The following is an 18,354-nucleotide window of genomic DNA, read 5'->3' on the forward strand; positions in this document are numbered from 1 at the left end:
CCGTAGGAACGGCCCCTTTGCATAACGAACGGACGGTTCAGTAGTGAGCCCGATTCTCACCCGCCCGGTCCGCGAGCAACTCGAACATGATCGAGTGATTCGCCTGCTGCAGGCCCGTTACAAGCGCAAGAACGAAGTCATCATGAATCCCGGCGCCGAGCAGAACCAGTCGGTGACGGTCGAGAACCTCGTCGTGTTTCCGGATCTGCTCCTCTTCGCGGAGGGCGGCAAGAAGCTGCTGGGGACCATCGAGGTGGAAACCGGCGAATCCGTCAATGCCCTCGAGGCGCGGGCGGAATGGGGTGTCTTCTGTAAGTTGAAGGTACCAATGCACTTGTACGTCCCGCCCACGTCGGTGGACGCGGCCCGCCGACTCTGCACCGAATACAACATCCCGGTGGCCGAGATCTGGACCTTCCACGCCACGTTCGACCAGGTGCGGTTCACGATGATCCATCGCTCGCCGGACGCGCCGGTCGTCAAGGTCAGCGCACCCACGAAACAAGCCGCCAAGGCCAAACCGGCAGCCGTCAAACCGGCAGCCGTCAAACCGGTGGCCGCCAAGGTGGCCAAGCCGGTGGCGAAGGCCAAACCCGCCGTCAAGGCGAAGTCCAAGCCCGTGGCGAAGGCCAAGGCCAAGCCCGTAGCCAAGCCCGTCAAGGTCTCGAAACCTGCGCAGAAGGCGGCAAAGCCGGCCAAGTCCGCCAAGCCCGCGAAGAAGCGGCGTTAGGGCGGGTCCGTGCCATTCCTGCGCCTCACCCGCGACCGCCGCGGAACCGAGAACACCTTCCTGCTCCACGCCGATCGCCCCGGCGATCGGCCGAGGCTCTTGTACTGGTATCGCACCGCGCCCGGCATCGTGCTGGGCCGCGCCGCGCTGGACGAAGACGCCATTCGCACCATTGAAGAGCAGCATCCCGAGATCGACTTCGACTGGCCCGCCATCCTCGCGCTGAGCGAGGCGATGATGCACGAAGACGAGGCGGCCGCCCGGCCGTCGCCAGCCGGCCGCAGGCAGCCGCGGCGCGACCAGCCGCGCGAGGCGCAGCCGCGGCGGCGCCAGGACGCGCCCCCCGAGTCGCCGGCCCCCGATACGGCGGCCTACGCGCCCGACGACGCCACGAGTGAGCCCGCGCTCGAGGCGCAGGCCGAGCAGATGGTCGAGGAAATGGCGGCTGGTGCCGGCGCTCAGGACGAAGCGCCGCCCGCGCCGCGTCACACGTATGGGCTGCTCGAGGAGCTGGTGGGCCGGGAGATCGCTACCCGGTTGCGGGCCCGCCATTCCGAGATCGCGGCGCGCATTCACGAGCGTCACGCCGACCCGCTGGAACGCGAGCGCTGGATGGCGCGCGCCGCGGCGCTCGACCCCGACACGTGGCTCACGCCGGAAGCCATTCTCGACGGGGTGCGCCAGACCGACGCGCACTTTGAAAAGCTCCGCCAGGAGCTGTTGGCCTAGCGCTCCCGCGAAAACCGGGATTCGATGGCGTCGATTTTAGCGAGGCGCGCCAGGTGCCGCTCTTCACTCGAGAAGCTGGCCGCCAGGAACGTATCGGCCAGCAGGCGGGCCAGCGCCGGCCCAATCACCCGCGACCCCAGGCACAAGACGTTCAGATCATCGTGCTCGACGGCCTGGCGCGCGGTGTAGGCGTCGTGGCACACCGCGGCGCGCACGCCGGGGAACTTGCACGCCGCCACCGCCGCGCCGGCGCCGCTGCCGCAAATCAACAGGCCGCGATCGGCCTGCCCGTTGCGGATGGCCTGCGCCACGGCTTCGGCGATATCGGGGTAGTCCACGGGCGCAGTCGAGTGCGTGCCCAGGTCGGTAATCTCATGGCCGCCCTGGGCCAGGTAACCGGCGAGGTCCCGCTTCATCTCGAAACCGGCGTGATCGGCTCCAATGGCAATGCGCATCGTCGTTCTAGCTTATTCGAACCTGGTCCGTTGGCCTGACCGGCTAATCCGGCGCCCAACCCGTCTTATACTGTCAGGATGACGACGGCAAGCCTTCGCTTCGCAGGAGTGGCCGTGCTGGCCTTGACGACGGGCCTCGGCGCGCAGTCGCCGGCACCACAGAAGCCGGCGGCGCCGCCACCGGCCCCGGCCGGACAGCCCCAGTTCCGCGTGGCCATCGACTACGTCAGCACGGACGCGATCGTGCGCAATGCGCAGGATCAGTTCGTGGCGGATCTCACGAAGGGCGACTTCGAGATCTACGAAGACGGCGTCAAGCAGGAGATTACCGGCCTCACGCTCGTGCATGGCGGCCGTGTGCACAACCTGGCGGCGCCGCCCGCGCCGGTGGCGCAGGAAGGCATCATCCTGCCGCCGTCGCGTCCCAAGAACGACACCGCCGGCCGCATCTTCCTGATCATCGTCGACGACCTGCACCTGGACTTCCGCAACACGGGGCGGATTCGCGACTTGTTCAAGAAGATCTCGAAGACCCTCGTCCACGAAGGCGACATGTTCTCCATCGTCTCGACGGGCCCCTCGTCGCTGGCGATCGACCCGACCTACGACCGCAAGATCCTGGACGAGGCGATCAAGAAGATCACCGGCAGCGGCCTCAAGCCGTCCGACATCATCCAGGGCGCGGAAGGGTCGGATGGCCCGAGCGAAGTCCGCTATCGCGCGCACGTCGCGTTCTCGACCGCCTACGACATGCTGTCGCAGATGGAGAAGATCAACAACCGCCGCAAGGCGGTGATCTGGGTGAGCAACGGCTACGACTTCAACCCGTTCTCGGAATCGCGGCTTGGTGAAGACCCGGTGTTTGGCGGCCGCTTCGGGCAGACGCGGGAAGAAGGCCGGGAGCAGCAGGGGCAGTTCAGCGGGCAGCAGTTTGCCGATGCCGACCTGGCGCGCGAGCTGGCCGAAGTGACGCGCACGGCCAACCGCGCCAACGCGACGCTCTACACCATCGACCCACGCGGCCTGGTGGCCGGCGCCGACCTCGACGAGCAACTGGATCCGGTGGAGTACGGGGAGTACGTGCGCAAGTCGCAAGACAGCCTGCGCGTACTGGCGGAAGAAACCGGCGGCATCGCCGTGGTGAACCAGAACAACTTCGACAAGGCGCTCAAGCGCATCGACGCCGAGACCAGCGACTACTACGTGCTCGGGTATTCATCCACCAACCCCGACCCGCTCAAGCGCACGCGCAAGATCGAGCTCAAGCTGGTGAACAAGCCGGGGCTTAACGTGTGGTCGCGGACGTCGTATTCGCTCCGCCAGCAGCCGAAAGCGAAGTAACCGGCGCGACCGCGATCGATTCCTGGATGCGCTCCCGCAGCCACACCACCGGCTGGGGATGCAGGCGAACGAAGGCCTGCCACTCTTTTTCGTTCAGGACGATGGAGATGACACGTTCGCGGCTGATTTCCATTGCGGGCCTCACTTCAGGGACGGAGAATGGACCCATCCTAGCGACCGCTCTCACACCACGAAAATAGAATGATCGAATCGGAATCATCCAATTCGATCATGGTGCCAGTTTCAACTTCGGCCGGACCCGCTCGAAGGCCTTGATGACTTCCTGCACGGCGCGGGGCGTCCGGCTCATCTTCGGGTAGATCCAGCCGGTTTCGCGGACCAGCGACCGGCCCTCAATGCGGGCGCAGAACAGCTGGCCGCTGGTCACGTCACGCGCCACCGCCTGGTAGGGGATGATCGTGATGCCGATGCCGTTGCGGACCAGCGCCTTGATGATCTCGACGTTTTCCGTCTCCATGACAATCTGCGGCTCGACCTTGGCGGCCATGAAGAATTCGTCGATGGCGCGGCGGGTATTCGAGCCCGACTCGAACAGCACGAACGGCTGGCGGTAGAGGTCCTGCGGCAGCACCTTGCGCTTCTTCGCCAGCGGGTGCTTGGGCCCGGTCACCACCAGCAATTCTTCCTGCAGGACGGGCACCGTGACCAGGTCGGGCTGATCGACCGGCAGGGTGAGCAGGGCCAGGTCGCCGGCGCCGGAACGCAGCCGCGCCAGGCACTGCTCGGAACTGCCCGACATCAGCTTCAGCTCGATCTCCGGGTGCTGCCGCCTGAGCTCGGTCAGCAGGGGCGGGAACACGTACAGGCACACCGTCATGCCGCCGAGCAGCCGGACGGTGCCGCGCAGCGACTCCTGGCTGTCGGTGATGCCGGCAGTCGTGTCCTTGAGATCCTGGAACACGCGATGGCTCAGCTGCAGCAGCGACTCGCCGGCCGGCGTGATGCGAATGCGGCGTCCCACGCGGAGGAACACCGGCTCTTTCAGTTCGTCTTCGAGCAGCAGAATCTGCCGGCTGATGGCCGACTGCGAGACGTGCAGCTTATGCCCCGCGGCCGTGAAGGAACCAGTTTCCGCAATGGCTCGTATGATTTCTAGTTGTCGAAGGTCCACTAATCACTCCCGGACTGCATGTGAGCATATATCTCCGGCAGAGATGGATTCAAGGGGAACTATGGGGCGCGCTTGTTGAGAGCGGCCTCCGCCCGAGCTACCGCCTCGGCGAGGTAGTGCTCGTCGAGCTCGATCCCGACGAAGTTCACCCCAAGCTGCGCGCATGCAACGGCGCTGCTCCCCAGTCCCAGGAATGGATCGACCGCGAGGCCGACCCGCGACAGGCCGTGGAGCTTCAGGCAGTAAGCCGGCAGCCGCCAGGGGAACGTGGCCGGGTGCGGCCGTTCCTTGTCGCGGCTCTGGATGGTGTCGTAGGGCAGGAACCAGGTGTTGCCGCGGCAGCGCAGCCCCGAACCCGCCCCTTGCCACCGCGTCACGTTCGAGGCGTCCTGGTACTTGACGCCCACCGCCCGCCGATCGAGCGGCGTGCGGCCGGTGGGGCTGAAGTGGAAGACGAACTCGTGACAGTCGTTGAGGAAGCGCTCGCTGTTGATCGGCTTGTAGTGGCCCACGGCGAGGTCGTCGGCCAGGCCGGAGCGCGCCCCGGCGAGGGACTTCTCGATGGCGATGGACTTCACCCAATGCAGGATGTTCTGGAGTTCCAGGTGTGGGCGAACCGCCTGCGCGACATCAAGGGCCGTCCACGGGTCCTTGGGTTTGGCGCCCACATTCAGAAAGAGGGAGCCGTGCTGGGCCAGCACCCGCTTCACGGCCTGGATCCACGCGCCCGTCCACGCCAGATATTCCGACCGCGGCTGCCCATCGTCGTAGGAGCGATACCGGATGCCGAGGTTATAGGGCGGGGAGGTCACGACCGCGCCGACGGAGGCGGGCGGGAGCCGGCCGAGGAGGTCGAGGGAGTCGCCGTGGTAAAAGCGCAGCCGCTGGCGTCCGCGGCGCAGGTCGGCAAAGGGTTTTGGCAGGCGAGGGGGCACGTCGGTACGATTGTACCGTGGCCGTACGGCCGGTTGCCGGACCTTACGACGCTCGTGCTGTCAGCGCGGTCCCGACGACGGCCGCGAAGCGCTCGCGTTCGGCCGACACGGTGTGGTTCCGACGGTGCGCATGGCTTTCACACCCCACGCCCTTTTCTTCCACGTAAGTGACCTCGCGCGTGCTTGCCACGTCCCGGTATCGACCGACTACGCAGCCACACGACAGCGTCGAGAATCCCAGAATACGAACGACGCTCATCGAATTGCTCCCCCCGAATCAATCTCTTAGCAAAGCGCGTGCCGGAGCCTGATCTGCGGATCTACCGAGTGAAAAGCCGATGGCGCTGCGGTACCGCTGCTCCGGTTCGTGGCACTTCTTACACAGTCGGTGGCTGCTTACACACACGCACGCACGCCAACACTACCCAAAAGGTATTCGGCGAACTTGGATCAAACTTCAGTGAATTGGATAGCGGTTATGGTTTGGATCGAACGGCGGCGAGGCCTTCGCGCGCGGTCTGCGACGTCGGATCGACCGTGAGCGCTTCGGCGAAGTAATGGAGGGCGCGCGCGCGGTTGCCGGCCTGGAACTCGAGAGTGGCGAGGTTGGTGTAGGTGCCGGACTCGCGCGGGTCGGCCTTGATCGACGCTTCGAAGGCGGTCCGGGCCGCGTCCCGCTGGCCCATGCTGGCCAGGCAGGCGCCCATCAGGTTGTGCGCCTTGGCGTGGGTCGGGTCCAGGGCCACCGCGTTGCGGGCCGCTTGAAGCGCCAGATCGAGACGGTCCTGCATGAAGAACAGCGAGCCGGCGTAGTAGTGCGACCACACGTTTTTCGGGGCTTGCGCGACCAGGCGGGCGGCGACCGGCTCGAGCCGCTGGGCATCGCCGATATCCGAGAGTATCGAGGCCAGTTGCTCGAGTGCCGGGACATCGCCCGGGTTCGACTGGAGGATGCTGAAGGGGATTCGCGCTGCCTCATCGACGGCGCCCTGAGACGCCAGCACGCGCGACAGGGCGAGCCTGGCCGCCGTGTGGGCGGGATCCGACGCCAGGTTGGTCAGCAGCGCCCGGGCCTCGTCGATCCGGGTCAGGGCCGCCGCCGACCGGATGAGCCCATCAAGGGCGACCGCATCGTTGGGGTCGGCTTCGATCGCCTTCTTGAAATCGTCGTAAGCCGGCCGGTACGCATCTGACTTGAGGAACATCGATCCGCGATTGCGCCAATCTGCCCCCGCGGCGCCGGTCATGGCGGCGGTCACGGCGGCCGGTTTCGGACTGCGGCCCGCAAGCTCGCGCAAGGTCACGGCATTGTCGTCGCGTGACAGGCCAAAAATGTTCCGCGGGCCCGAAAACTCCAGCCGCGACTGGTCGTCGGTCTGCAGCGGCGCGCCGTTCGCCCAGGCCCTCAACGTATCGCCCTGGGCCACGAAGAGGGAGGTGACCGCAAACGGCTCCAACGCGCCGACCGAGGCGAGGTCCGCCGCGACGCCCGGCCGCTGCCAGGCGGCCGCGATGCCGGCCACCCGGTCATCCAGGGGACCGGTCGAGCCGACCAGCAGGACGTCGGCGTCGCCGACCAGCCACAGGGTGCCGTCGGGAAACACCGTCAGGAACGTGGCCACGATCGATTGCAGATCGTCGCGGCTGATGTCATAGGTATGCGCCCACTGGCACAGGATGCCGCCCGGCGCCAGCCGCGCCTTGGCCCCCTCGAAGAACTCCCGCGTGAACAGCGACGCGATGCCGGCCATCCACGGATTCGACGGCTCCGACACGATCACGTCGTAGCTTTCCCGTCCGAGCATCAAGTGCGTGCGGCCGTCGCCGACGATGACCCGGGTCCGCGGGTCCGCCAGGGCGCGGTGATTCTCAGTTTCAAAGAACCGGGAGGCGTCCACCACTTCAGGTGAAATCTCGAGGACGGTTGCCGATTCGAGCGGATGCGTGAGCGCCGAGCCGAGCGTGACGCCGCTGCCCAGGCCGAGAATGGCCGCGCGCTTCGGCGCCGGGTGAAGCAGCAGCGGGACATGGGCGAGCAGCCGCTGCGTCAGCATGTCGCCGGCATTCGACGCATCGACCTTGCCGTCGATGGCGAGCGACACGGTTCCGGCGAGGCGGCGCACCGCCACGGTGCCGGTCGCGCCTTCACGGTATGAGAGCAGCTCACCGGCGGCGAGCGCGGTCTCGAGGCTGGGTCCCCGCATGGCCGCGGCGTACTTGTAGGCGCCGCTCGACAGGAGGAGCTGATCCCATTGGGGCAACGCGAACCCGGCCGCCAACACGACCGCGGCGAGCCCGAAGCCGACCATGCGGCCGCGGACGCGTCCGGCGGTCAGGAGGATGGCCAGCGCGCTCAGGCCGACCACCGCGGCCACGGCGCGGATGGTCAGGTGCAACCCGATTTGCGGCACCAGCACGAACCCGGACAGCAGCGCGCCGGCGATGGCACCCACGGTGTTGACCGCGTAGATGCGTCCGAGATTCTCCGTGATCGATTCATCGCGACCCGCGGCCAGGGCCACGGCAAACGGGAACGCCGCGCCGAATGCGATCGTCATGGGCAGCAGCAGGCCGGTGACCAGCAGAATTTCGCGCGCCAGCACGTCGCCAAACTGGAACTCCGGCGTCGCGACGACCTGGGCGATGGCGAGCAGCGCCCAATCCACCAGTGAGGCCGCGGCCAGGGCGAGGCCAACGCTCACCAGCATGCACACCGCGAGGCCGACGGCCGCGCTGCGCACGCGCGACACCAGCCGCGCGCCAACCGCGGCTCCCGCCGCCAGGCCGACGATGAAGATCGCGACCACGATGCTGAAGGCGTAAGTGGTGGGGCCCAGGATCTGGACGAGCAGGCGCGTCCACACCACTTGCAGCGTGAGTGACGCGAAGCCCGAGGCGCCCAGGGCCAACGCCGCCATCCACGGGCTGCCGTCGAGGGACGTGCGGAGAGCGGACGCTTTGGCGTCCGCTTTCATGCCAGACGCCGTGAGGCGGGGACTCAAGTCCCCGCCCTCCGAACGATCGCGTGACGGCGCTGCGCTCCGCGCAATGGCGAATGCGCCAACGGCCGCGGTGATGTTCAGGATGACGGCCACGTACGTCGAGCCGCTGAGGCCGAGCCAGGGGACGAGGACGAACCCTGCCAGCACCGCGCCCGCGGCGGCGCCCAGCGTGTTGGCGGCGTAGAGGCCGCCGGCGTCCTGCGCGGCGCTGGCCGCCGCCCGTACCATCCACCGCGAGGCAATGGGAAAGGTTGCGCCCATCGCTGCGGCCGGGATCGCCAGCAGCAGGACGCTGGTGCCGAGCCGCAGCAGGGCGAAGGCGGCTCCGCCGTCGCCATCCGCATACGCCGTGACCAGCAGTGGACGAACCGCGCTGAGCGCAAATGGCAGGAGGAGCGCCAGCACACCGATGGCCAGCTCGAGTCCGGCGTATACCGTCAGGGCGCGTTCCGGCGCGAGGCGTCCACCCTTGCGGCCCGCCACGGCGGCGCCCACGGCCAGGCCGCCCATGAATGCCGCCAGGACGGTGCTGGCCGCGGCAATGCCGTGGCCCATCTGCAGTGTGAGCAGCCGCGTCCAGACGACTTCGTAAATGAGGGCCGCGGCGCCGGACACCGCGAACAAGATCAGGAACGGGCCACGCCGCATTGCAGACAGAGTATCAGAAGGGCGCGCGCCTCACGGGCGCGCGTGGGGCGCGCCGCTCCGCGCCTCGTAGGGCTCGGTGCTTCGCACCTCGTGGGGCTCGGCCTCTTCGAGGCCTCGTGGGGTGAGCCCCAGGAGCGCGCATGAGCGCGCGACCCCCACGAGCGGCGAAGCCGCGAGCCCTACCGGCCGCTTGCGGCCGGCCTATACAGCGTCAAGTGCTGATCGCGCTGCACCTCCTCGAGGTCCCATGCGTCGATCACGGCGTCGGCTGATTTCTCGGACACGAATCGCCGATCGATGACGACGTAGCCCAGGCGGGTGCCGGAAACGAACCGCGTGCCGCGCGCGAAGAGGGTGGACAGATCCTCCGTCGTGAGCGGAGTCGGTTGGCTCATCTTCATCAGGATGGCCAGCGTCGGATGATCGGCGCTCAGCCGTTCGACGCGACGCGGGGAAATGCGGGAGAGGTAGCCGCCGATCAGCCGCTTCTCGTGGCGCGTCTGGTTGAACTGCGACCGCGGCCGGAAGTTGCCGATCGACGAAACGCCGTCGCGAATGCCGAAGGGGAGCGTCAGCACGCGCACGTCGCGCGGGTCTTCGGCGATGGTGTCGTAGATCGGAGAAATCGTCGCGGAGTACAGCGTGCGCGGCGCCGGAAACAGCTCGACGGCGAGCAGCAAGGCGACCACCGCGGTGATGGTTCGCCGCCGCTGCGGCCACCGCGTGCCGAGTGCCGCCAGGCCTCCGGCCATCAGCACGGCCAGGCCCAGGGCGGCGACGATCGCGAAACGGGTGGGCATGCGGGCCAGGCCGATCGGCGTCACATAGCGGAGCAAGGCCCAGGGCCCGGGCACGTGCGTGTTGGCGCCGGCAATGTAGACGAACGGCCCGAGCGCGAGCAGCGTGAAGCCAACCGTGATCCACACCCACCCCGCCTTGGGGCGGTACCTCGCCAGCCAGATCGCGGCGACGACCACGACGAGCGCCACCAGGCTGAACGCGGCGGTGTACTCCACGAACCGTGTCGGCGCGGTGATTTGTTCATCGCCCATCAGCGCGCGCACGACCGGATGGTTGGGGTTGGGGGTGATGAACGACAGCAGGTCGACGCCGCGCGGGCTGCTGCGCCAGAAGATCTTCGGGCTGACGAAACGCCCGTCGGCGATGCGTTCGACCGTGCCGTAAAGCACCGGCGACAGTGGGCCGACGCACGCGATGGCCGCCACCAGCACGGCCTTGATCGGCAGCGGGCCGAGATTCGGCATGCGGATGAACCGTGGCCGCCACCAGGCGGCCAGCCGCGCCGCCACCAGCACGGTGAGGATGAGCACCGGCGTATAGAGGCTGCGCATGTGGATGTCGATGCCCAGCACTTCGAAGTCGCCGCCACGGCCGACCGCCAGTCCGGCGACGAGGCCGCCAAAGCAGACGATGAGGACGTCGAGCAGCCACACCCAGGGCCGCCGCGGCGCCGGCGGGGCGGCGCGCGTCACGCGGACGACGGTGGCGGCCACGTAGAGCCCGGCGATCATCAGGCAATACACGCCGAAGTAGGCGTCACAGAGTGCGGCCCACGCCATGCACAGGCCGACCAGCGCCGCGTTGCCCACGGTGCGATTGCGCTCGGCGTTTGCCAGCGCCCAGATGAACGCCGGCAGCGGCGCCGCCGCGGCCAGGCTGAAGTGGCCGGTACTCCGCGCCACCAGCACCGGCGACCACGCGAACACCAGGCCCGCCAGGAACGCCTCGACGCGCGTGGCCGCGGTCGTGCTCCGTGCCAGGCCGTAGGTCATGAGCGCGGTCAGCACGGTCATGATCAGGTAGACCAGGTTGAACGACGCCACCACGCCGAACAGCGAGATCAGCGGCAGCGCCAGGATGTTGAGGAAGACGGTGTAGTTGTGCTGCGACAGGTCGACGCGGTCGGTCAGCGAGAGGATCTGCTCGGTGCCGAACGGGTTGTTGCCCTTGAGCGCCTCGTTGTGGAACACCCACTGGTTCCACACGTACACACCGGTATCGCCGCCGGGCTCACCCGTGAGGTGAGTCCCCAGATGGACAGGCAAAGGCCACATGAAGGCGCTGGCGACCAACACGTAACCGAGCACGACGGCGAGCTGGGAGGCGCGCTCTCGTCGCATGGCAGGTACAGTGGAGTTGTATCACAGAAGGGCGCGGGCTTCGCCCGCGTAGGGCTCGCGGCTTCGCCGCTCGTGGGGCTCACTGCGTTCGTGGGGCCCCAGGAGGCCGCAGGCCGACCCGCACGAGGCGGCGAAGCCGCCGCGCCCTACGAGCGCCCGCAGGGCGCGAGCCCCACGGGTGGGCGTACAAGCGAAGGGCGGGTGGTGACCCACCCGCCCTTCAGCGTTTCGCGTCCGGCCCGGTGCTAGAAGTTGAACCGGAAGCCGAAGCGGATGACGCGCGGGTTGAGAATCGCGGTCACTTCGTTGAACGGCGCGGTCGCCGTGTTGGTCGTGCGCACCGACGTCGGCACGCCCGAGTTCAGGATGTTGAAGACGTCCAGCATCGGCGTGACCTTGCCGAACTTGCCGAAGTTGACCGTCTTGTCGAGGCGCAGGTCGAGGATCGCGACCGCGGGATAGCGGTTGGAATCGATCGGCTGGACGCGGATGGTGCGTGCGCCTTCCACCGGCATCGTCACGCTGATGGTCCGTGCGTAGTTGAAGCCGCTCTGCACCTTCCACGAGCCCGAGAAGCCAATTTCATACGGCAGCACGTAGCGGCCGACGACCTTGTAGTTCCACAGGGTGTCGGTTTCCTTGCCGCCGTCGCCGAACATCAGGTCGGCGGGACGATACACGAACGAGCGGGCGCCGGACTGCGAGTGGATCATGCTCGACCAGGTATAGCCGAACGACGTGAGCAGCATCCACTTGTTGGCGAAGCGGCGGTTCAAGGCGAACTCCGCGGTGTGGAAGTCGGCGTCGTTCCGCGCGTCGTTGGTGTAGACGCGATCGGTGCCGGTGCCGGCGGCCAGGGCCATGGTCTGGAAGGTCTGGTCGTCGGTCGTGCCGAGGACGCGATCGACGCCCGGGTCCCTGATGGTGAACGGCACCGTGTAACCGGCGGCGCGCACGACGTCAATCTCGCCCCACACGTTGCGCATGTTCTTGTAGACCCACGAGGCACGGGCTGAGAGCCCGGTGGCGACTTCGCGTTCGAGGTTCATCGAGATCTCGTTGCTGGTCGGACGCACGAGGTCGCGATCGACACGCACGAAACCGGCACCGCCCTGCGTCGACTGGAACGCGCCCAGTTCTGCGGGCGAGTCGACGAGGCGATTGCCATTCAGGTCGCAGTTGGTCGTGACCGTGGCCGAGCACGATACAAACGCATAACGCAACTGCGCCAGACCCACCGGGTTTTCCTGGTTGGCCAGCGTGTCAGCCGAGTTCCACCGCGACTGGCCGACGAAGCCCTTGAGCACGGTACGGTTGTCGCCGGTCAGGTCGTAGGCGAAGCCGATCTTCGGCGCCAGGGTCGTGGTGTTGGCGACCGTGGTCGCCTTGACGTCGCGTGCCGTCACGAACGTCTGGTAACGGGCGTCGCTCCAGCTCGCCAGCGCGGGAATGCCGTTCGGCGCGAATTCCTGGTCGGGCCACTGGTCCTTGTAGTTCTCGACGCGCACGCCGAGGTTCAACGTCAGCCGGTCGGTGAGCTTCCAGGTGTCGTTGATCCAGCCGGCGGTGTAGACCACGTCATTGGTGCCGGTGACCGCCGAGTTGAAGATGTCGACGGCGCTCAGGTTGCCGTTGTTGTCACGGTAGTTGATGTCGAACGGCTGATCGTTGAACAGGTGCCGGCGATCGCGCTTCCAGTCGAAGCCGGTCCGGATGTCGTGGCTGCCCTTCCAGCCATCCTTGAAGTACGACAGGGTGGCGTAGACCTGCGGCTTGTAGCGCTTCTGGTCCTGGTAGCCGCTGTTGCCGCCGCGCGGCGAGATCACGCTGGTGGCGGTGTCGACCCGCGGCGCTTCCCACGGCCCGTCATACAGGCCGAAGTCGCGGACCGGGCGCAACGGGAAGAAGTTGTACCAGTTGCCATAGAGCACGTCGAGGAAGGCGCGGCTGCCGAGCACGCTGGTCCACTCCACCTTCCATGGGTAGTTCCGCGAGCTCTGGTAGTAGGCGGCCGAGAGCGGCGTTGTCAGGCTGATACCGCGCAAGTCCTGCAGCTTCTCGCGCTTGTTCAGGAAGCCGATGATCTGGTTGCTCTTGCCCACCTGAAAGGTGCCCTTGAACGTGTATTTGTTGCTCAGCTTCGACCGCTGGGTCTGGTCGCCGAGGCCGGTGATGTACTCGTACTTGTCGTTCAGGCGCCAGCTGGTGAAGAACCAGGCCTTCTGCTTCCACAGCGGGCCGCCGAGGTCGCCGTTGAGGTCGTACTGCTTCTTGGTGGCGTTGCCGCGGCAGATGGTTTCGCCGCTGCGCTCGAAGCAGAGGCCGTTGCGCGAGAACATGCCGTTATCGTCCGGCGTGTTCGCCGTCCGCAGATTGTCCGGCACGTTGTCGGTCAGCTGGCTCTCGCTGATGTAGTCGCTGTACCACGTGCCGGTGAAGCGATCGCCGCCCGACTTGACGCTGATGGCGAGCACCGCGCCGCCGGCGAAGTTGCCCGAGTCCGCGCCGGCGCCGCCGACCTGGAACTCTTCGAAGCTGCCGAAGTCGAAGTAGCCGGCGTTGGCCGCCGTGCCTTCGGTGGTGTCGATGCCTTCGACGCGCGTCTGGTTCTGCGTGTCGAACCCATACGAACGGAAGCCCGACTGGTTGCCGGTGTTCGAGCCGCCGACGTCGAACGAGGTCATCTGGATGCCGGGCGCCTGCGCCATGGCCGCCCAGACGTCGCGGGCGTTCGGGATTTCCGTCAGCAGTTCCTTGGTGAAGTTGGTGCCCATCGCCGTCGTCGAGGTGTCAACGACCGGAGAGGCGCCGGTCACCGTCACGGTTTCCTGCAGCGTCGCGACGTTCAACTGCTGGTCTACGGTCAGGGTCTGGTTGATGACGACGCGCACGTCCTTGCGGTCAACCTTCTGGAACCCGGCCAGGTCAAACTCGAGCTGATAGAGGCCGGGGTTCAACGCGAGGAAGCGGAAGCTGCCATCCGCGCCCGTGACCTGAACCTGCGGCTGAATCATCGCCGGGCTTGTTGCGGTGACCGTCACGCCGGGCAGGATTGCGCCGGTGTTGTCGGTGACCGTGCCGTTAATTCGGCCTCGAAATTCCTGTGCGAAAGTGGGAGCTGCTATCGCAAGCAGCGTCACGCACAGGCAGAACACTGTCAGCCTGTTCAGCCTCATCTTCGTTCCTCCAACGACATACAACGCGAGTTAATCGCCAACCTGAGCCCGAAGGGTCGCCGTAATCTCGGGCGCCTACAGCCTGCTCGTGACGAATTGTCACGGAAGGGCAGTATGCGGTGGGCATCGTAGCCCTGCGCCAACGCCATTGCAAGTTTCTGCAATCCGTACTTTTGGATCAAAAAAAGGAGGCCGGGATATAATTTTCGCCATGACGCGACGCTCCACTTGCCTCCGACCACTGCTCGCCCTGGTGATGACCGCCGGATTTTCCGGGGCGGCCGCCGCGCAGCAAGACGCCACGAACGTCGGCACCACGCTCATGGCCGACACGGCCGTGAAGGCTGCGGTCGAGGCGATCCGCGCGGCCGAGCCGCAGACCATCGAAGACCAGGTCCGGCTATGCGAGGTCGAGGCGCCGCCGTTCAAGGAACAGAAGCGCGCGGAAGTGTACGCGCGCATGTTCCGCGACGCCGGGCTGCAGAACGTGCGCATCGACAAGGAAGGCAACGTGCTCGGCGACCGGCCGGGCGCCCAGCCGCGGCCGCGCCTCGTGTTCAGCGCGCACCTCGACACAGTGTTCCCCGAAGGCACCGACGTCAAGGTCAAGCGCGACGGCAACATCCTGCGCGGGCCCGGCATCGGCGACGACTGCCGCGGCCTCGCTGTCGTGCTCGCCGTCGTCCGCGCAATGAACCAGGCCAAGGTGCAGACGCCCGGATCGATTACCTTCGTCGCCACGGTGGGCGAGGAGGGCCTGGGCGACCTGCGCGGCGTGAAGTACCTGTTCAACGAAGGCATGAAGGGACAGATCGATCGCTTCGTCTCGATCGACGGCACCGGCCTCGGCATCACGCACATCGCCGTGGGCAGCCTCCGCTACCGCGTGACGTTCAAGGGCCCCGGCGGCCACAGCTACGGCGCGTTCGGCCTCTCGAACCCGCTGCACGCGCTGGGACGCGCCGTGGAAACCATCTCGCAGTTCGAGGTGCCGAGCGATCCCAAGACCACGTTCAATGTCGGGCGGGTTGGCGGCGGCACGTCGGTCAATTCCATTCCGTTCGAAGCATGGTTTGAGATGGACATGCGGTCGGCGAGCCCCTCGTCGCTGCAGGCCATCGACGCCAAGTTTCATCGCGCCGTGGATGACGCGGTCAAGGCGGAAGACGCGCGTTGGAAGAAGAACGTCCTGACCGTTGACAAGGCACTGGTGGGGAACCGCCCGGCGGGACAGACGCCGGCGACCTCGCCGATCGTTCAGGCGGCGGTCTCGGTAACCCGCGCGCTCGGCTTCACGGTGAGCCTGGATGAAGGGTCAACCGACTCGAACATCCCGATGAGCCTCGGCATCCCCGCGATCACGATCGATGGCGGCGGCCGCGGTTCAGGGGCGCACGCCCTCGACGAGGCCTTCGACCCGACAAATTCATGGATGGGATCGCAGCGCGCGCTGTTGCTGGCGATTGCGCTCGCGCAGCAGTGAACGGCGTTACTTCCTAAGTGCCCTGAACTGCTCGAGCTCGGCGACGCGCTGCGACCGCATCGCGCGGTCGGCGTTGACGAGCCAGACGATCAGGGCGAGATGGGGAATACCGAGGGCCGCCAGCTCGATGGGCGTCGCTTGCGGCTGCGCGAGCAACACCGGCAGGGTGTTGGCGATGGTCGCGAGAAAAAATATCGGGATAAATAACGGGTGCCCGCCCGTGCCGGGGATCGCGCTCAACCTCATCACCGTGCGTTCCCACGAGGGAGCGTCGGTCAGCGGACGCTCGGGCTGGCCGTCTTCCTCGTAAAACACCTGCAAATACCGCCCGATCCGCTCCGCGCCGAAGTGCAAAGGCCTGATGACCTCGAAGGTCGCGAGCAGGACGAGTAGCGGAATAATGGCCGCGACGGGGTAAGGAAGCCAGACGAGCACGGCTGTCAGCAGGAGGGCCCACAGGCCCAGGCCGGCCAGGGCAAGGATGGGGCGGAGGCTCCCGCGGGCGGCAATGGTCTCCCTAAGGACGCGGTACTCGGTCGGAGCCGGTCGTTCCATTAGGGGACCAAGCTTACCCCAAGACCCATAAACCCTATTGATTCTTGGGGATAGTGTGACTACAATCCCCCCAATTGCTGATGGCGAAGCCAACCCGCTTCACAAAACTTGCAGTGTGCCTGGCGGCAGTCGTCACGGTGATGATTTCCGTACCCGCTTCGTACGCCGCGCAGGCGAAGGCGCCTACGAAGATTGCCGCGGCAAAGAAGGCGACCGCGGCGAAGACGCCAGCCCGCGCTACTGCCAAGAAGAAGGCCTACTCGCCGACCAATGCCCGCGCCCGTCGCGCGCAATTGGCCCGCGCCCGCGCCGCGGCCGCCGCCCGTGCGTTGCGCGACGTGCAGACCCCGCGCTTCCGCGTGGACGAGTTCGGCCGCGAAGTGCCCGACGTGCGGGCCGAAGCCGCCATCATCTACAACCCGACCACCGGCGAAGTGCTGTGGGAAGACCACGCGCAGGACCAGCGCTCGATGGCGAGCATCACCAAGGTCATGACGGCGCTGGTGTTCCTCGAGAGCGGCGCGCCGCTCAGCACGCCGGTCACCGTGCAGCGCAGCGACGTGTCGCGCGCGTCCACCACCTACCTTCGCAACGGCTTCAAGCTCACCGCCGACGACCTGTTGAATCTGCTGCTGGTGGGGTCCGACAACGCCGCCGCCCGGGCGCTGGCGCGCATCTCGCCGTACGGCGCCGATGGCTTCATTGCCCGGATGAACGAGAAGGCGACCGAACTCGGACTGCTCAACACGCACTACGCGGATCCGTCGGGGTTGCTCGCCGAGAACGTCTCGTCCGCCTACGACCTGGCCCGCCTGATTGCGCACGCCGCCGCCGACGAACGCGTGGGCGGCATCATGCGCAAGACGTCGTACACGACGCAGGCCGGTCGCCAGACGATTACAGCCAGGAGCACGAACCAGATTGTCCGCAGCGGCGACATCGACGTGGTCGGCGGCAAGACCGGATTCATCAGCCGTTCGGGCTACTGCCTGGCCACCCTCCTGCGCCTGCCGCAGTCGGGCCAGGAAGTGGCGTTCGTGGTGCTCGGCGCCAAGTCGAACGCCAGCCGGTTCTGGGAAACGCGCCACCTCTTCAACTGGATGAGCACCCGCACCAAGGCCCTGCTCGACGGCGACGCCCAGCACCAGCAGCAAGATCACGAATAACAGGGGTCTGACCCCGCCGCAGCTATTTCCCGCGCTGCATCACCGCCGCGTCCAGCGGCAGCGTCACAATCGGATCCGCATACGGTAACAACGCGCGCGAGGCCTTTCGCGAATCAAGCGCCTTGATGTAGCGGCCGCACGGCTGGCAGATCATCACGCGATACAGGCCATCAGGCGTGGCCATCGAGGTAATGGTCGAGCGGTCGTCGTTACCGCAGTACGGGCAAGTGATACCGCTGAAGGCCCACCGCACCAGGCACCGGCCGCACACCAGCTGCCGCTCGCCGCCTGGCGTGATCACCGCGAAGTCGGGCTCCGCCGCGCACACCGGGCACACCCGCCGGCCCCAGCCGTCGAAATTCACGCGCTGCTGCAGCACCTCCGCGACCCGCTGCAGGTACGGGCGCGCCGCCCAGACCAGCACCTCGTCGAGCATCTCCACGTCCGGCGAGGGCGTGCCGTTGAACCAGGCGCGCACCCGCTCCGGCAGGTCGGCGGCGCGGCCGACGTTGTGGAGCGCGATCACCGCGTCGGCGTCGATGGCGTCGTAGCGGCGGAGGATGTCGGCAATCTGGCGGATCAACAGCCGCACGTCGTTCCACTCGAAGAGGATCTGATCGAAGTCGAGCAGCGGCTGTCCGTTGGCCAGGCGGGCCGACAGCTCTTCGGGCGTGGCCTCGATCCACGGCGTGGTGAGCCGGCCTTGCACGCGGCGCACGGCCTCGATCAAGGCCACCTGCATCTGGGCGGCCTGCGCCAGCTCGGGCTGGCGCTCGGCCAGGGCCTTGAGCTCGGCGATGTCGCGGGGCAGGACCCGCGCGCTGCTCGGGGAGGAGCCGGACACGGGGGGATCATACAGGG

General features: G+C 67.0%; 14 protein-coding genes. 5 read left to right on the plus strand and 9 right to left on the minus strand.

Annotated features, from left to right (window positions below; translation table 11 throughout):
* The first annotated feature begins 43 nt into the window (after positions 1 to 43).
* Both WC815_00900 and WC815_00905 read left to right on the plus strand, forming a co-directional pair.
* Positions 44 to 730, plus strand: a complete 687-nt coding sequence (locus WC815_00900) for a hypothetical protein (GenBank protein MFA5907311.1) — start codon at positions 44 to 46, stop codon at positions 728 to 730.
* 9 nt (positions 731 to 739) lie between these two features.
* Positions 740 to 1,459 (plus strand): hypothetical protein, encoded by a 720-nt coding sequence (locus WC815_00905; protein MFA5907312.1) that lies wholly within the window; start codon positions 740 to 742, stop codon positions 1,457 to 1,459.
* Here WC815_00905 and rpiB read toward each other — a convergent pair.
* Positions 1,456 to 1,914 (minus strand): ribose 5-phosphate isomerase B, encoded by a 459-nt coding sequence (rpiB, locus tag WC815_00910; protein MFA5907313.1) that lies wholly within the window; start codon positions 1,912 to 1,914, stop codon positions 1,456 to 1,458. The genes WC815_00905 and rpiB overlap by 4 nt on opposite strands.
* 78 nt (positions 1,915 to 1,992) lie before the next feature.
* Between rpiB and WC815_00915 the strand changes: the two genes are divergently transcribed.
* Positions 1,993 to 3,255 carry a VWA domain-containing protein gene (locus WC815_00915; GenBank protein MFA5907314.1) on the plus strand — a complete coding sequence of 421 codons (1,263 nt, stop codon included), beginning with the start codon at positions 1,993 to 1,995 and terminating at the stop codon, positions 3,253 to 3,255.
* A 229-nt stretch (positions 3,256 to 3,484) separates the two neighbouring features.
* Here the strand turns inward: WC815_00915 and WC815_00920 are convergent, their stop codons facing one another.
* From WC815_00920 to WC815_00945, 6 genes are all read right to left on the minus strand, one after another.
* Entirely contained in the window at positions 3,485 to 4,387 is a 903-nt protein-coding gene (locus WC815_00920; GenBank protein MFA5907315.1) for a LysR family transcriptional regulator, read from the minus strand.
* Positions 4,388 to 4,446: 59 nt separating this feature from the next.
* Positions 4,447 to 5,322, minus strand: coding sequence for a site-specific DNA-methyltransferase (locus WC815_00925; protein MFA5907316.1), 876 nt, complete (start codon positions 5,320 to 5,322; stop codon positions 4,447 to 4,449).
* Between the two features lie 43 nt (positions 5,323 to 5,365).
* Positions 5,366 to 5,581 (minus strand): hypothetical protein, encoded by a 216-nt coding sequence (locus WC815_00930; GenBank protein MFA5907317.1) that lies wholly within the window; start codon positions 5,579 to 5,581, stop codon positions 5,366 to 5,368.
* 217 nt (positions 5,582 to 5,798) lie between these two features.
* A complete protein-coding gene (locus WC815_00935; protein MFA5907318.1) occupies positions 5,799 to 8,972 on the minus strand; it encodes a fused MFS/spermidine synthase in 3,174 nt (1,057 codons plus the stop codon).
* A 179-nt stretch (positions 8,973 to 9,151) separates the two neighbouring features.
* Positions 9,152 to 11,113 carry a DUF2079 domain-containing protein gene (locus tag WC815_00940; protein MFA5907319.1) on the minus strand — a complete coding sequence of 654 codons (1,962 nt, stop codon included), beginning with the start codon at positions 11,111 to 11,113 and terminating at the stop codon, positions 9,152 to 9,154.
* A 245-nt stretch (positions 11,114 to 11,358) separates the two neighbouring features.
* Positions 11,359 to 14,289 carry a carboxypeptidase regulatory-like domain-containing protein gene (locus WC815_00945; protein ID MFA5907320.1) on the minus strand — a complete coding sequence of 977 codons (2,931 nt, stop codon included), beginning with the start codon at positions 14,287 to 14,289 and terminating at the stop codon, positions 11,359 to 11,361.
* Between the two features lie 211 nt (positions 14,290 to 14,500).
* Between WC815_00945 and WC815_00950 the strand changes: the two genes are divergently transcribed.
* Entirely contained in the window at positions 14,501 to 15,772 is a 1,272-nt protein-coding gene (locus tag WC815_00950) for a M20/M25/M40 family metallo-hydrolase (protein MFA5907321.1), read from the plus strand.
* A gap of 6 nt (positions 15,773 to 15,778) precedes the next feature.
* Here the strand turns inward: WC815_00950 and WC815_00955 are convergent, their stop codons facing one another.
* On the minus strand, positions 15,779 to 16,327 hold the full coding sequence (locus tag WC815_00955) for a hypothetical protein (protein ID MFA5907322.1): 549 nt from the start codon (positions 16,325 to 16,327) through the stop codon (positions 15,779 to 15,781).
* 80 nt (positions 16,328 to 16,407) lie between these two features.
* Here WC815_00955 and WC815_00960 point away from each other — a divergent pair, with 80 nt between their 5' ends.
* The gene (locus tag WC815_00960) at positions 16,408 to 17,493 is read left to right on the plus strand and encodes a serine hydrolase (GenBank protein ID MFA5907323.1); all 1,086 of its coding nucleotides are present in this window, start codon (positions 16,408 to 16,410) and stop codon (positions 17,491 to 17,493) included.
* Between the two features lie 22 nt (positions 17,494 to 17,515).
* Here the strand turns inward: WC815_00960 and WC815_00965 are convergent, their stop codons facing one another.
* Entirely contained in the window at positions 17,516 to 18,337 is an 822-nt protein-coding gene (locus WC815_00965; protein ID MFA5907324.1) for a formate dehydrogenase accessory protein FdhE, read from the minus strand.
* Between the last annotated feature and the right edge of the window lie 17 nt (positions 18,338 to 18,354).

The organism is Vicinamibacterales bacterium (assembly GCA_041659285.1).
Classification (GTDB): domain Bacteria; phylum Acidobacteriota; class Vicinamibacteria; order Vicinamibacterales; family UBA2999; genus 12-FULL-67-14b.

What these genes read in the sequence shown, in the direction of transcription:
- rpiB (MFA5907313.1), bottom strand. Translation starts at nt 1,914, where the DNA reads ATGCGCATTGCCATTGGAGCCGATCACGCCGGTTTCGAGATGAAGCGG.
- WC815_00915 (MFA5907314.1), top strand. Translation starts at nt 1,993, where the DNA reads ATGACGACGGCAAGCCTTCGCTTCGCAGGAGTGGCCGTGCTGGCCTTG.
- WC815_00930 (MFA5907317.1), bottom strand. Translation starts at nt 5,581, where the DNA reads ATGAGCGTCGTTCGTATTCTGGGATTCTCGACGCTGTCGTGTGGCTGC.
- WC815_00935 (MFA5907318.1), bottom strand. Translation starts at nt 8,972, where the DNA reads ATGCGGCGTGGCCCGTTCCTGATCTTGTTCGCGGTGTCCGGCGCCGCG.
- WC815_00940 (MFA5907319.1), bottom strand. Translation starts at nt 11,113, where the DNA reads ATGCGACGAGAGCGCGCCTCCCAGCTCGCCGTCGTGCTCGGTTACGTG.
- WC815_00945 (MFA5907320.1), bottom strand. Translation starts at nt 14,289, where the DNA reads ATGAGGCTGAACAGGCTGACAGTGTTCTGCCTGTGCGTGACGCTGCTT.
- WC815_00950 (MFA5907321.1), top strand. Translation starts at nt 14,501, where the DNA reads ATGACGCGACGCTCCACTTGCCTCCGACCACTGCTCGCCCTGGTGATG.
- WC815_00955 (MFA5907322.1), bottom strand. Translation starts at nt 16,327, where the DNA reads ATGGAACGACCGGCTCCGACCGAGTACCGCGTCCTTAGGGAGACCATT.
- WC815_00960 (MFA5907323.1), top strand. Translation starts at nt 16,408, where the DNA reads ATGGCGAAGCCAACCCGCTTCACAAAACTTGCAGTGTGCCTGGCGGCA.